This is a genomic window from Vibrio rotiferianus (genome assembly GCF_002214395.1).
GTDB classification, from domain to species: Bacteria; Pseudomonadota; Gammaproteobacteria; order Enterobacterales; family Vibrionaceae; genus Vibrio; species Vibrio rotiferianus.
Map to the genome: position 1 here is coordinate 1,417,698 of NZ_CP018312.1, position 13,143 is coordinate 1,430,840.

The following is a 13,143-nucleotide window of genomic DNA, read 5'->3' on the forward strand; positions in this document are numbered from 1 at the left end:
GTGGCATACATTGTACCGCTGTTTTAATTTAGCAGTTTCCTTTCTTTGCTTGACCCGGTGGGCAAAAATCTCCGCCATGACCCGGATGTTTGTTATTATCATTGGTACTCACTTTGACTTTTACATCGTCGAATTCACCCTCAACATTTGTAAGCTGACACCCTGCTAAAGTACTCAATAGGATAAGGACAAGAGATACACGTCTCATTGCTTTGCCTCTCAATTTATCATTCTAATTAAGACCAATACGACCATGGTCTAATCCATATTACTACTGTTGTTATTCGTTCAGTGTTAAGCTAATGAAAAAGAACAACAAGGATAGGTTATGAATTTCCCTTATAGAAATATTGTAGTACTTACTGGCGCAGGCATTTCGGCTGAGTCTGGTATTCAAACATTTCGAGCTCAGGATGGTCTTTGGGAGAATCACCGAATAGAAGATGTGGCAACACCAGAAGGTTTTGACCGCGATCCGGATCTTGTTCAATCATTCTATAATCAACGCCGTAAAAAACTGCAAGGTGACGATATCAAGCCAAACGCTGCTCATACCGCGTTAGGGCGCCTTGAAAAAGAGCTAGAAGGCAAAGTAACTATCATCACGCAAAACATCGATAATTTGCACGAAAGAGGTGGTAGTGCCAATATCATCCACATGCATGGCGAACTACTGAAAGCACGCTGCAGCGAATCAAATCAAGTCATTGAACATTCGGAAGACATTCAAACTGGTGAGTTGTGTCACTGCTGCCAAATTCCTTCACAGATGCGCCCACACATTGTTTGGTTTGGTGAGATGCCATTACGCATGGGTGAGATTTATGCGACGTTAGAAGAAGCAGATTTGTTTATTTCCATTGGTACGTCTGGTGTCGTTTACCCTGCAGCTGGTTTTGTTCACGATGCGAAAATGCATGGCGCCCATACGATTGAGATCAACCTAGAGCCAAGTGCTGTCGAGAGTGAGTTTGAAGAAAAGCGCTACGGCAAGGCAAGCATCGAAGTACCGAAACTAGTAGATGAGATTCTCGCTTTGGAAAACGAAACTAGCACCTAAACACGTTGGTTGATTATCCATATAAGAAAGGCATCGAGTGATTCGATGCCTTTTTGTATTTTGAAACTTTGTCTTCTGACGCTTTGTAATCTGAGCAGTATAGTTTGAGATGCAAAGAGCGAGTTTCAGATACAAGAAAAGCGACCGAAGCCGCTTTTCTGAACTATTTCGACAGACTGATTAGTTGTCTACTTTTAGTTTTTGGAAGTACTCATCGTAAAGCACGCTTGCTTCACCAACTTCATCTTGCCATGTACCGCTGTCCATCACTTCTTGTGGAGGGAAGATGCTTGGATCGTTAGCAAATTCTTTCGGTAGTAGATCATGAGCTGTTTTCACAGGAGTAGGGTAACCAATCTCTAGCGCAATCTTAGCCGCATTCTCAGGACGTAGTAGGAAGTCGATCATTTTATGAGCCGCATCAACGTTCTTCGCGCCAGCTGGAATCGCTAGGCTGTCCATCCAGAAGATAGTGCCTTTTTCTGGCCAGATGATGTCGATGTTAGCGCCTTCTTGACGAGCCATGTATGCAGAACCGTTCCAAAGCATACCAAGTGATACTTCGCCTGCTAAGTAAGGGTTCGCTGGGAAGTCTGAGTTGAACACCAATACGTTCGGCATTAACTTTTTCAGCTCTTCGTAAGCCGCTTTGATTTCGTCAGGGTTAGTCGTGTTTGGAGAATAACCAAGTTTTGTTAATGCAATGTGGAATACTTCGCGAGAATCATCCATTAGCATTAGTTGACCTTCCCACTTGCTATCCCAGAAGTCATCCCATTTAGTCACAGAAGACTTGTCTAGCATATCAGCATTGATACCAATACCGGTCGCACCCCAAATGTATGGGATAGAGTAGTTGTTGTTCGGATCGAACGGCTTGTTTAGGAAGTTAGTGTCTAGATCAGCAAAGTGAGACAATTTCTCTTTGTCGATCTTTTGCAGCATGCCTTCTTTACGCATTTTAGATACGAAATAGGTAGACGGTACTACCAAGTCGTAACCAGAACCTTGAGTTTTCAACTTCGCGTACATGCTTTCGTTAGACTCGTACGTAGAGTAGATAACTTTGATACCAGTTTCTTTTGTAAAGTCTTCAAGAACTTCGTTTGGAATGTATTCCGACCAGTTGTAGAAATACAGCTCTTGATCAGCAGCCATTGCAGGGGTAGCGATTAGCGTCGCTGCACACAGTGCGCTTGCGTAGAATTTACTTTTCATTTGTTTTCCGTTTTGTTCAGCAACAGGACAAATCAATACTAGTAACAAATAACGATTTGAGCCAAATTGCGATAAGCACAATTCTGTTTATCTGAGCCATGACAACAGGCATTACGAACAAAATAGAGCGTAATGCTTGAACTCGAGTCAAATAAACCTAGCAACATACAATTATATCAGTCAATTACAAAAATAGGCAGCGTATTGCTGCCTATTTTCATTTAGTAGATGGCTTAGTAAGCGATTATTGACCCGCTTTCAGCTTCAAGAAGTAATCTTCGTACTTCACTGTCATGTCGCCAACAGAATCTTGCCATTCAACGCGGTCAAGATCTTCTTGAGAAGGGAACAGTGGCGCAACGTCTTTGAACTTAGCGTTCGATTCTGCAACCGCTGTTAGGTAACCCGTGTCCGCTGAAATTTGCTCTGCGATTTCTGGACGTAGTAGGAAGTCGATCATCTTATGAGCCGCTTCTACGTTTTTTGCACCAGAAGAGATAGCGAAGTTATCAACCCAGCCGATACCACCTTCTTTAGGGAATACTAGCTTAAGGTTCATGCCTTCATTTTGAGCTGCTGCTGCGCTGCCGTTCCAAAGCATACCAACGCCAACTTCGCCAGACATGTATGGTGCACCTGGGTTGTCAGAGTTAAATACTAGAACGTTTGGCATAAGCTTTTGTAGCTCTGCGTACGCTTCGTCAATTTGTTTTGGATCCGTAGAGTTACCTGAGTAACCCAGTTTGCGTAGCGCAATGTGGAACACTTCACGAGTGTCGTCCATTAGCATTACTTGACCTTCAAGCTCAGGTTTCCATAGGTCAGCCCAGCTTTGGAAGTCGTTTGGATCGTACATGTCAGCGTTCACCGCTAGACCTGTAATCGCAACAACGTGTGGAATAGAGTAGTTGTTATTTGGATCGTAAGGCTTGTCTAGGTAGTTTGTATCTAGGTTGCCAAAGTTCTTCAGCTTAGTCTTATCGATCTTTTGTAGCATACCTTCGTCACGCATCTTCGCTACGAAGTAAGTGGAAGGAACCACTAGGTCATAACCTTGGTTATGAGTTTTTAGCTTTGCATACAAAGTCTCGTTCGACTCATAAGTCGAGTAGATCACTTTTATGCCAGTTTCTTTAGTAAATTGCTCTAGGATATTACTGTTGATGTAAGGACCCCAGTTCATAAATACTAATTCTTTATCATCCGCTGCCGCTGTACCAGAGAACAGAGAAAGCGCACATGCACTACCAGCTAATAGAGTAGCCCATTTTTTCATTGACGTTAGCTCCAAACCAAACGTTGTCCAATTAATTTTGGACGATAGATAGAAAAACAGAATGGCATGTAACCATTCTGTTTCGCGATGTTAACGGGTGCGGATTTTACTTCACTTTTTCTCTTGCTAGCAACTGAGAAATTACTACAAGAACCAAAGAAACAATCAGCATGACCGTTGCAAGGGCGTTCACTTCCGGTGAAATGCCCACCTTAACCATTGAGTAAATCTTCAATGGTAGGATTTCGTATGTTGGACCTGTCACAAACGAGCTAATAATTACGTCGTCCAGAGACAGGGTAAAGCTTAGTAGCCAACCCGCAGCAACCGCTGGTTTAGCGAGAGGAAGGATGATCTGCTTCAAGATTACCCATTCGCTTGCACCAAGGTCTTTTGCTGCTTCCAACATCTTCACATCAAAGCCATTTAAGCGGCTGTACACTGTTACCACAACGAACGGTAGACAGAAGGTGATGTGAGCAATCAATAGCGTAAAGAAGCCAAGCTGTGCGCCTAATACGAGGAACAGAGCAAGCAATGAAATCGCCATTACAATATCTGGAGACATCATTACGACAAACAGCATGCCGTTTACGGCGCCTTTACCTTTGAACGAGTAACGGAATAGAGCAACGGCTGTCAAACTACCAATAATTGTAGCAGCAGTTGCAGAAAATACCGCGACGTTCAATGAATGCCATGCAGCCTGCATTAGGCTGTCGTTATTAACTAAGGTTTCGTACCACTTAGTAGTAAAACCACCCCATTTCATACCAAACTTGTTGGCATTAAATGAGTTAACAATTAAGACGATGATTGGTAGATACAAAAATGCATATACCAGCGCCATAAAGCTAAATCTAACTGTGCGTCCCATTAGTCTAGCTCCACTTTCTTATTCAATAGTTTGCCTGCTCTGTAGTAAGCGTAAAGCATCACAGCCATTGCGAAGGTGAGGGCGATACTGGTCGCGGCACCAAATGGCCAGTCACGAGCGTTCAGTACTTGGCTCTTAATCACGTTACCAATCAGTAGGTTCTTCGCACCGCCTAGAAGGTCAGAGATGTAGAACATACCTAGTGCAGGTAGTAGAACCAACAAACAGCCACCGATAATGCCAGGCATTGTCAGAGGGAGAATCACTTTAGTAATGGTTTGGAACTTGTTCGCACCAAGGTCTTTTGCTGCCTCGATGTAAGTGTTGTCCAACTTCTCAATCGCCGAGTAGAGTGGCAAAATCATAAATGGAAGTAGGATGTACACAAGACCGATCATTACTGCTGTTTCGGTGTACATTAAACGCATCGGCTTATCGATGATTTCCATCGCCATCAACGATTTGTTCAAAATGCCCTGAGTACCGAGAACAATCTTCAGACCGTAAGTGCGGATCAGAGAGTTAGTCCAGAACGGTACAATCACCAAGAACAACATGAACGGACGCCATTTCTCAGGCATTTTCGCTACGATGTAAGCAAATGGGTAACCAATCACCAAACACAACAAGGTTGCGATGATCGCCATGTAGAAAGAGTGCATCAACACTTTTGCATACAGAGGATCGAGTAGGCGAAGGTAGTTGTCGAAAGTAAACGTTAATTCAATTAGGTTCGCTTCATCACGCGTCAAGAAACTCGTACCGATAATCATTAGGTTTGGTACTAACACAAACAGTGTTAGCCAGCCAACGATTAGGGTAATGATCGCGTTCTGAAGATTAAGCTTCTTGCTTATCATTTAGTACTACCTCCCAGCTCTCAACCCAAGTAATAGCGACTTTCTGGCCGAGGGAGTGGTCCACATCTGGATCATCTTCGTTAAAGAATTCGCTTACCATCACGCGCATGCCTGAATCCAACTGGATAACTGAATCAAGCGTCATACCTTTATAGGTACGCTCTGTTACGTGACCTACGATGCCTTTTTCTTCAGACTCTTTGATCTCTTCAATGCGTAAGTCTTCTGGGCGAAGTAGTACTTGTAGCTTGTCACCTGGTTGAGCTTCTTGATCGTAGTAAACAACTGACTCAACACCTTCGATTTCTGCACGGATACGTTTCTCGTCGATACGCTCTAGCATGGTTGCGTTGAATACGTTGATCTCACCGATAAAGCGAGCAACAAATAGGTTCTTAGGTTCTTCATAAATCTCACGTGGAGAACCGTCTTGCTCGATAACACCGTCGCGCATAACAATAATGCGGTCAGACATCGATAGGGCTTCTTCCTGATCGTGCGTAACGAAGATAAAGGTAATACCAAGTTGACGCTGAAGTTGTTTCAGCTCGATTTGCATTTGTTTACGCAATTTGTAATCAAGTGCAGATAGAGATTCATCTAGCAGCAGTACTTTTGGCTTATTAACAACCGCACGCGCAATCGCGATACGTTGTTGCTGACCACCAGAAAGTTGGTGAGGCTTACGTTGTGCCATTTTTTCGAGGCGAACCATACGTAAAGCATCCATCACTCGTGGCTCGATCTCTGCTGCAGGGGTTTTCTGCATACGAAGACCAAATGCAACGTTTTCGAATACGGTCATATGAGGGAAGAGTGCGTAACTCTGAAATACCGTGTTGACGTGCCTTTGCTCTGCAGGAACCTGTGTTACATCTTGGTCATCTAATACGATTTGACCGTTGTCTGCCGTCTCAAAGCCCGCAATCATGCGTAAAACCGTTGTTTTACCGCAACCTGATGGACCAAGAATCGTCAGAAACTCACCATGATTAACATCCAGATTTAAATTACCGATGATCTCCTTGCCATCGAAACTTTTGCTAATACCAGATAGACGAACTACTGGCTTTCCTGCTTGCTGTTTAGCGTTCAACGTCTGTATTTCTCCCACGTTCAAGTTGGGGTGGATCCAATTGATGTGACATTAGTCATTCACTTTTGAGGCGCGCATCATAATCACCAAAATTGTGAAATCAAAGCATTTTCTTATCTTGAAACAGAAAAAATTTTGCAGGCAAAAGTAAACATTCCTTACCATACTGTTTTTATGACAGTATTTGTGCTTCCACTATCACTTCGTTAGGTATTAGTTTCGCTGGCAAATGTTTGCTATTTCATAGATTTGCAAGTGGTTAATTATCGACCAAATGGTAGAATTTGCAAGTATTTAGGCGTTGTTATGATTTTAGACATGCAAAGATTTCTTTATAATGACGCCCTTATTAATTAGCTGGTTTTTCAGCGTATATTTTAAAAGTTAGCCTTGGATAACATATGAACAACGATTTTGAGAAAGATTTTAATCTTGGAGGGAGTATTGAGCGCGCTCTTTCTGGCCAATACGAACTAAAAGCCGGAGCAGTTTTTAGTGAAGCTTGGCGTATCACTATCCAACAATTCTTATCCTTTTCTCCGGCTATCATTTTATTGCTCTTTGTTCAGCTAGGTATCTTTTATATTGCATTACAACTTCAATTAGGAAACCCAAGCGTCATTCTTGATGCACTTCAAGACCCAGAATCATTTACAACCGATATTGTGTCCGCCATTTATGTAGCAAACTTTAGCTATGAAGTAATCAGTGCGCCAATTTATGCTGGTATTAGTTTGATGGCGATGAGCCATGTAGCGGGCTTAAAGACAAAAGTACGTCACGTAGGTAAGGGACTTCAATTCACCGTTCCAGTGATCTTGGCGACGCTGTTTAGCCTTATGATGCAGGGTGTAGCAGGAATGATTTTCCCGTTGCTGTCTCTTTACCTTTCTTTGGCATTTAGTCACTCTATCTTGTTGATTTGTGAGAAAAGAGTTCCTCCTATGCAGTCGCTTCTGTTGTCACTTCGTGCAATCAATAAGAAGCTTTTTGTCGTCGCAGGGCTTTACTTAGGCGTGATGTTGATGTTTATTATTGCAGCAATGTTCTACGGAATCGGCTTAATTTTCGTGTTACCATTCTTTTTCCATCTGAAGGGTATCCTTTACCGCGAAATGTTCGGTATTAAGTTGAAGATCGTAGCAACACAGAAAAATGATAACGATCACGATGGTAAATCTCAGGTGTTTGATGCCTAAATCTTTAAAATCTATGAGTTTACGAGTGGCGGCTATCACAATAGCCGCCACTTTTGTTTCTATTGGCCCTTATTTGCATTATGACCGTGAGTATCGCAAGGCGATTGACCCACAAGTCGTGCATAGACCTGTTTCGCACCCAGACCTGTCACATCTTCCGTATATTGGTGATATTCCAGATTTCAATTCGATCACAGACACGAAAGATAAGAAGACGGCATTTTTCGACTTCCTTCGTCCGAAAATCGCTTTAGAAAATCAGCGTATCGAGAAAGAACGTGCTTTCTTAACTTCTTTGAAAGTCGAAGAGGTAAGTTCGGAGCAAACGTCATACGCAGAGCGTTTGGCTTCACTTTATTCCTATCCATTGAAGGATGGCACAGTCACACAAGCTTGGTTGGGTGAAATGCTCAAGCGCGTCAATGTGTTGCCTGAAGCACTAGTGTTAACCCAAGCTGCCAATGAATCTGCGTGGGGAACCTCTCGTTTTGCAACTCAAGCGAATAACTTGTTTGGTCAATGGTGTTATAAGAAGGGCTGCGGTATTGTTCCTGCAAAACGCGGCGTAGGTAAAACACATGAAGTAGAGAAGTTTGACACTGTTCAGGAATCTGTACACGGATACTTTATGAATGTGAATCGCAACCGTGCTTATGCTGATTTACGCGATATTCGCGCTAACTTAGCTGAGAAACATAAGGATTTGTTATCTGTGGCGACTGCATCTGAATTGACTCATGGTTTGCTTGCGTATTCCGAACGCGGCATCGCCTATGTTAATGACTTACGTGCAATGATTCGTCACAATAACGCTTACTGGACACAATAAAAGAAATAACGGATCGGATGAAGAAGTTAAGCCTAAGTTTACTAGGCAGTGCGGTACTGGTCTTAGCATCGCCTGCAACTCACGCGCAGGAATACATGTTCACGTATTCCAAGCTCTATACACAATTGAAGAATAATGCGAAAGAAGGCCACGATGATGTAAAAGTTGGTGTGTTCTTTGTAGATGCAGACACCAAGCAGTTGTGTGAGATTGAAAAAGCATGGATGGAAAAAGAAGAGCATTACGAAGAGTTTGTGATTCCGGCTTCTAAGGAGCTTCCAATTCCAATCGACAAAAACCTGAAGTCAGCGAATCCGCTTGTCTTTGTGCAAACTCCGAAAGATACGCGATGTGATTATTCTTTAGTTGTAATGACTAAACATCCGTTACAGGGTAGCGTTTCATACGAGCAACTAACGCCATTAATGCCGCAAATGCAGGCTTTACTTGAAGATCTTGGTGGTATGTTTGCAGGCTGGTTCACTCCAGAAGTTCAAGGCGTGACCATGGAGTTTGCTGATGAGTTGAATGACAACATCAGATTCTCCGATGGTACGGAAAAAGCCATTGTGAATGGTAAAGTACAAGTAGCACTAAGTGAGATTGGCGAGGGTGGTCATATGATATTGCCTCAGCCAACAACTCGCGTGCTACCTTATCTACCAAACGCGAAAAAGTAATCGTGATTTGATTTTGAAAGAGCTGCAATTGCGGCTCTTTTTTATTTTTATTGCTCGTCGCGCTGTTTTCGAGTGCATTTATTGGTGACTCGGTCACACAAACATTTAATCCTGCGTAAAAAGCTCGTATAATCCACGCCCCATAGAAACCCATGTTAGGAAGCCCTAGTCGATTTATCGGCGATGTGAGAGCCCGCAATGAACCAAGTAGATACAAGAAAAGAAACCCTAGAATTCAACAAGCTTCAGAAACGCATCAGAAGAAATGTTGGAAATGCCATTACTGATTACAACATGATCGAAGAAGGCGATGTTGTGATGGCATGTATTAGTGGTGGTAAAGATTCATTCGCGATGCTGGATATCCTGTTGAATCTGCAAAAGGCTGCACCAATCAAGTTTGAAGTGGTAGCGGTTAACCTTGACCAGAAACAACCTGGATTCCCTGAGCACATTCTTCCAGATTACTTTGAAACGCTGAACATTCCTTACTACATCGTAGACAAGGACACTTACTCAGTAGTTAAAGAGAAAGTGCCAGAAGGCAAAACAACTTGTGGTCTGTGTTCACGTCTTCGTCGTGGTACGCTTTACTCTTTCGCAGAGAAGATTGGCGCAACTAAACTGGCGCTTGGTCACCACATGGATGACATCGTAGAGACAATGTTCTTGAACATGTTCCATGGCTCACGCCTTAAAGCAATGCCACCAAAGCTTCGTTCAGATGATGGTCGTAACGTTGTGATTCGTCCACTGACATACTGTCGTGAAAAAGACCTGATCAAATATGCAGAACATAAGGGTTTCCCAATCATCCCTTGTAACCTATGTGGTTCACAAGAGAACCTTCAACGTCAATCGATTAAAGCAATGCTTATTGATTGGGACAAGAAGACACCTGGTCGTGTAGAAGCTATCTTCAAGTCAATCCAAAATGTAAGCCCAAGTCAGCTTGCTGACCGTGATTTGTTCGACTTTGAAAACCTTCCATTAGATCGTGAAGGTAATCGTGAAGAATACGAATTCAGCGAAGCCGTGGTTTCTTCAACCAACATTGATGAGTCTATGTTTATCGATGTAACCAATATCTAGTTTGAAAGAGGAGGCTGAATTAGCCTCCTTTTTGTTCGACGTGCTCTAAGGGCTGTCAGCAACATAAAAAATCCCCCAATAGTTGGGGGATTTTCATTTCTTTATAGCTTTAAAACTCAGAAGTCACTATGTGGCCGTGTTTGGATCAAGCGGACTGATGTAACCGTTTGGTTTCAATGCCAGTACGTCGCAATTAATTTTATCAATCACATGCTCAGCCGTGTTACCAATAAATACTGCAGAAAGACCCGTACGCCCAGTTGTACCAAGAATAACCATTGCTGCATTTAGTTTTTCAGCGGTGGTTGGAATGATGTCCTCTGGTAGGCCTTGCTCAACAATAGTTTGTTCTTCATCCAAGCCGTGTTTCTGACGAAGCGCTTTCATTGCTGTTAAGTGATGCCCACGTACGGCATCGGTGTACGTCATTGGGTCGAACTCTGGCAACTCGATAGTAATGTTAGCCGGGGTCACCGGGTATGCATTAACAAGATACGGATCCGCATCGAGGCGACTAGAGATTTCTTTAAGACGTTCAACCATTGAATCATTCAAGTCAATGTGGGTTGGATTTTCAGACCCAACATGTACAGAGGCAAGAATCTTAGCATGTTCTGGCCATTCAGCATTCTTAATCAACAGAACAGGGATAGGGCACTTACGTAGCAAATGCCAATCTGTAGGAGTGAAAATGACGGATTCTAGAACATCGTGTTTACGCGTTCCTTTAATAACGATGTCGTGACCGCCGGCAAAGACTTCAGCAATGATCGCTTCATAAGGGCGATTATGCCAAACAACACAAACATCAAAGTCGAAGCTATCGTCTAAATACGGTTGGGCTATCTTACGCATCCATTGTTCACGTTGGTGGATAACACCGCGACGCATAGCATCTCTTTCATCGACCGACAGCATTGAGGTCATGTCATACGAAAAATCGTAGATTGACAGAAAGAAAGTGATTCGGCTTCTGGATACACTTTTTTGAGCGAGTTGAACCGCTCTTGCAAGTGCTGGCTGCTCATCGGTATTGATGTCAGCAACAACAAGGATCTTACTGTATATACTCATAACTAAGCCCACTTATTATTGTAAAACCAAACACTGAATATAAGGTAAATCAGTATATTGGAGTACTCAAGGTACATTTTTACTGTAGCTCAGTTTGAGGAAGAATATGAGGACTTTCGAAGGGATTTTAGAAGAAATATGATGTAGCTCATTTTCGAGCTACATCAATTGATAGGACAAATTAGTCTTTGCTAACGCCAGCAAGTTCCATCAATGCATCGTGATCCAGGATGGTGATGTACTTACCTTTTACGCTCAGAATCTCAGATTTCTGGAAGCGGCCGAGAAGTCGGCTGATGGTTTCCACCGTTAGACCTAGGTAGTTACCAATGTCACCTCGAGTCATGGTTAAACGGAACTCACGAGGGCTAAAACCACGTTGCGAGAAACGCGTTGATAGGTTGTAAAGGAAAGCAGCTAAACGTTCTTCCGCGTTCTTTTTAGAAAGCAGAAGGATCATTTCTTGGTCGCCTTTAATTTCGTTACTCATCAGACGCATGATCTGTTGACGAAGTTTAGGCATTTTTCCTGACAGGTCATCAAGGATTTCGTAAGGGATCTCACAAACCATTGATGTTTCAAGAGCCTGAGCGAAACTTGGGTGTAGGTCACCCGTAATCGCGTCGAAACCTACAAGGTCACCTGCTAAATGAAACGCAGTGATTTGCTCATCGCCTTGTTCTGTAATTGTGTAGCTCTTGATCGTACCAGAGCGGATAGCGTACAGAGATTTTAGCTCATCACCTGCTTTAAAAAGCTCTTGGCCTTTTTGGATTGGCTTTTTACGCTCGATGATTTGATCCAACTGATCCAGTTCAGACTCATTTAGAGTGAACGGAATACACAGCTGGCTAATGCTACAATCTTGGCAATGAATCGCGCAACCGCCTGATTGGATACGCTTTGTTGCAGGTTTTTCAGAAATCATAACAACCTTTCACTATTTGATATACATCAATATTTTATCACTGCTTACTCCTAAAGGGTAGCAAAAATATGATGGAAAACGACTTTGATGCTATATGAAACCAAGCATTCTCATCGCACCAGCGGCAGTATACATGCCATAGCTTATTAGAATTAATGCTGAGATGTTTCTAAATATTAACGATTTTTGCAATTTCTGAAAGTGACTCGCGCCGTACCCGACCGCTAACATGGATGGAAGAGTGCCGAGTCCAAATGCTAGCATGATTAATCCACCATTTAGTGCGCTCCCTGAAACTGCAGACCATGTGAGCGCTGAATAAACCAAGCCACAAGGTAGCCACCCCCAGATAAAGCCAAATGGGAATGCGTGAGAGGGATGCTTCAAAGGGAGTAACCTCTTTCCGGCTGGAGAGATAAACTTCCAGAGATACTGGCCAGCTTTTTCTATCACCAATAAACCCTGCCACCATTTGGCGATATAGAGTGCGACTAGGACCATGAAAAGTGCGGCGACAAAACGAAGCCAAGCAAGAGATTGGGTTAGACCGCTCAGTTCAGAAAGGCCAGAGATTGCGCCACCGACAATAGCGCCAATCAAGGCGTAGCTTGCAAGCCTTCCAAAGTTATAGAAAAGAGGAATGGTTGGGGATGGATTATTGTTCGGTGCGCCAATAGAAAGCAGTGATGCGATACCACCACACATTCCCATGCAATGACCAGCCCCAACGAGGCCGATCATAAATGCACCAATAAAGTCTGGACTCATAGGGTAACGTTATGGTTTTTTGTTATTCGGTTTTTCGTCTTCATCAAGAAGAATGTTGTGACCTTGTCGCTCTAAATCCTCAAACTGATCGCTACGAACAGCCCATAGGAAAATAGCAACAGCGACACAGACCAATACAATGGCGATAGGGATTAATATGTATAGACTTTCCATGTTTGATCTCTC

At 43.0% G+C, this 13,143-nt stretch carries 15 protein-coding genes; 5 read left to right on the forward strand and 10 right to left on the reverse strand.

Annotation, left to right across the window (positions count from 1 at the left end):
• Positions 1-28: 28 nt before the first annotated feature.
• Complete coding sequence (locus tag BSZ04_RS15905; protein WP_045389674.1) at positions 29-208, reverse strand: hypothetical protein; 180 nt, start codon at positions 206-208, stop codon at positions 29-31.
• 120 nt (positions 209-328) lie between these two features.
• Here BSZ04_RS15905 and cobB point away from each other — a divergent pair, with 120 nt between their 5' ends.
• Positions 329-1,060 (forward strand): Sir2 family NAD+-dependent deacetylase, encoded by a 732-nt coding sequence (gene cobB, locus BSZ04_RS15910; protein ID WP_088880817.1) that lies wholly within the window; start codon positions 329-331, stop codon positions 1,058-1,060.
• A gap of 180 nt (positions 1,061-1,240) precedes the next feature.
• Here cobB and BSZ04_RS15915 read toward each other — a convergent pair whose 3' ends face one another.
• The 5 genes from BSZ04_RS15915 to potA form a co-directional block, all read right to left on the reverse strand.
• Entirely contained in the window at positions 1,241-2,278 is a 1,038-nt protein-coding gene (locus BSZ04_RS15915; RefSeq protein WP_005445793.1) for an extracellular solute-binding protein, read from the reverse strand.
• Between the two features lie 244 nt (positions 2,279-2,522).
• Positions 2,523-3,554 (reverse strand): extracellular solute-binding protein, encoded by a 1,032-nt coding sequence (locus BSZ04_RS15920; protein ID WP_088880818.1) that lies wholly within the window; start codon positions 3,552-3,554, stop codon positions 2,523-2,525.
• Positions 3,555-3,660: 106 nt separating this feature from the next.
• Positions 3,661-4,431: a spermidine/putrescine ABC transporter permease PotC gene (gene potC, locus BSZ04_RS15925; protein WP_005389180.1), complete on the reverse strand. Its 771-nt coding sequence runs from the start codon at positions 4,429-4,431 to the stop codon at positions 3,661-3,663.
• Positions 4,431-5,291: a spermidine/putrescine ABC transporter permease PotB gene (gene potB / locus BSZ04_RS15930; protein WP_010447924.1), complete on the reverse strand. Its 861-nt coding sequence runs from the start codon at positions 5,289-5,291 to the stop codon at positions 4,431-4,433. The genes potC and potB overlap by 1 nt, the downstream gene beginning before the upstream one ends.
• Positions 5,272-6,387 carry a spermidine/putrescine ABC transporter ATP-binding protein PotA gene (gene potA, locus BSZ04_RS15935; RefSeq protein ID WP_033009172.1) on the reverse strand — a complete coding sequence of 372 codons (1,116 nt, stop codon included), beginning with the start codon at positions 6,385-6,387 and terminating at the stop codon, positions 5,272-5,274. Before potA ends, potB begins: the two co-directional genes overlap by 20 nt.
• A 401-nt stretch (positions 6,388-6,788) precedes the next feature.
• Here potA and BSZ04_RS15940 point away from each other — a divergent pair, with 401 nt between their 5' ends.
• The 4 genes from BSZ04_RS15940 (at position 6,789) to ttcA (ending at position 10,187) form a co-directional block, all read left to right on the forward strand.
• On the forward strand, positions 6,789-7,586 hold the full coding sequence (locus BSZ04_RS15940) for a DUF2189 domain-containing protein (RefSeq protein ID WP_010447927.1): 798 nt from the start codon (positions 6,789-6,791) through the stop codon (positions 7,584-7,586).
• Complete coding sequence (locus tag BSZ04_RS15945) at positions 7,579-8,415, forward strand: glucosaminidase domain-containing protein (protein WP_088880819.1); 837 nt, start codon at positions 7,579-7,581, stop codon at positions 8,413-8,415. Before BSZ04_RS15940 ends, BSZ04_RS15945 begins: the two co-directional genes overlap by 8 nt.
• A 17-nt stretch (positions 8,416-8,432) precedes the next feature.
• On the forward strand, positions 8,433-9,095 hold the full coding sequence (locus tag BSZ04_RS15950) for a DUF2987 domain-containing protein (protein ID WP_038883690.1): 663 nt from the start codon (positions 8,433-8,435) through the stop codon (positions 9,093-9,095).
• Positions 9,096-9,293: 198 nt separating this feature from the next.
• Positions 9,294-10,187 carry a tRNA 2-thiocytidine(32) synthetase TtcA gene (gene ttcA / locus BSZ04_RS15955; protein ID WP_088880820.1) on the forward strand — a complete coding sequence of 298 codons (894 nt, stop codon included), beginning with the start codon at positions 9,294-9,296 and terminating at the stop codon, positions 10,185-10,187.
• A 126-nt stretch (positions 10,188-10,313) separates the two neighbouring features.
• On the opposite strand, the gene uspE is transcribed toward ttcA, so the two are convergent.
• The 4 genes from uspE to ccoS form a co-directional block, all read right to left on the reverse strand.
• On the reverse strand, positions 10,314-11,261 hold the full coding sequence (gene uspE, locus BSZ04_RS15960) for a universal stress protein UspE (RefSeq protein WP_088880821.1): 948 nt from the start codon (positions 11,259-11,261) through the stop codon (positions 10,314-10,316).
• Between the two features lie 181 nt (positions 11,262-11,442).
• Positions 11,443-12,189 (reverse strand): FNR family transcription factor, encoded by a 747-nt coding sequence (locus tag BSZ04_RS15965; protein WP_005429849.1) that lies wholly within the window; start codon positions 12,187-12,189, stop codon positions 11,443-11,445.
• Positions 12,190-12,279: 90 nt separating this feature from the next.
• Positions 12,280-12,957 (reverse strand): sulfite exporter TauE/SafE family protein, encoded by a 678-nt coding sequence (locus tag BSZ04_RS15970; protein ID WP_088880822.1) that lies wholly within the window; start codon positions 12,955-12,957, stop codon positions 12,280-12,282.
• A gap of 9 nt (positions 12,958-12,966) precedes the next feature.
• On the reverse strand, positions 12,967-13,131 hold the full coding sequence (gene ccoS / locus BSZ04_RS15975) for a cbb3-type cytochrome oxidase assembly protein CcoS (protein WP_010447939.1): 165 nt from the start codon (positions 13,129-13,131) through the stop codon (positions 12,967-12,969).
• Positions 13,132-13,143: the final 12 nt, after the last annotated feature.

Bases quoted from the DNA above. Each gene is read 5' to 3' on its own strand.
- BSZ04_RS15905 (WP_045389674.1), bottom strand. From the start codon at position 208: ATGAGACGTGTATCTCTTGTCCTTATCCTATTGAGTACTTTAGCAGGG.
- cobB (WP_088880817.1), top strand. From the start codon at position 329: ATGAATTTCCCTTATAGAAATATTGTAGTACTTACTGGCGCAGGCATT.
- BSZ04_RS15915 (WP_005445793.1), bottom strand. From the start codon at position 2,278: ATGAAAAGTAAATTCTACGCAAGCGCACTGTGTGCAGCGACGCTAATC.
- BSZ04_RS15920 (WP_088880818.1), bottom strand. From the start codon at position 3,554: ATGAAAAAATGGGCTACTCTATTAGCTGGTAGTGCATGTGCGCTTTCT.
- potC (WP_005389180.1), bottom strand. From the start codon at position 4,431: ATGGGACGCACAGTTAGATTTAGCTTTATGGCGCTGGTATATGCATTT.
- potB (WP_010447924.1), bottom strand. From the start codon at position 5,291: ATGATAAGCAAGAAGCTTAATCTTCAGAACGCGATCATTACCCTAATC.
- BSZ04_RS15940 (WP_010447927.1), top strand. From the start codon at position 6,789: ATGAACAACGATTTTGAGAAAGATTTTAATCTTGGAGGGAGTATTGAG.
- BSZ04_RS15945 (WP_088880819.1), top strand. From the start codon at position 7,579: ATGCCTAAATCTTTAAAATCTATGAGTTTACGAGTGGCGGCTATCACA.
- BSZ04_RS15950 (WP_038883690.1), top strand. From the start codon at position 8,433: ATGAAGAAGTTAAGCCTAAGTTTACTAGGCAGTGCGGTACTGGTCTTA.
- ttcA (WP_088880820.1), top strand. From the start codon at position 9,294: ATGAACCAAGTAGATACAAGAAAAGAAACCCTAGAATTCAACAAGCTT.
- uspE (WP_088880821.1), bottom strand. From the start codon at position 11,261: ATGAGTATATACAGTAAGATCCTTGTTGTTGCTGACATCAATACCGAT.
- BSZ04_RS15965 (WP_005429849.1), bottom strand. From the start codon at position 12,189: ATGATTTCTGAAAAACCTGCAACAAAGCGTATCCAATCAGGCGGTTGC.
- BSZ04_RS15970 (WP_088880822.1), bottom strand. From the start codon at position 12,957: ATGAGTCCAGACTTTATTGGTGCATTTATGATCGGCCTCGTTGGGGCT.
- ccoS (WP_010447939.1), bottom strand. From the start codon at position 13,131: ATGGAAAGTCTATACATATTAATCCCTATCGCCATTGTATTGGTCTGT.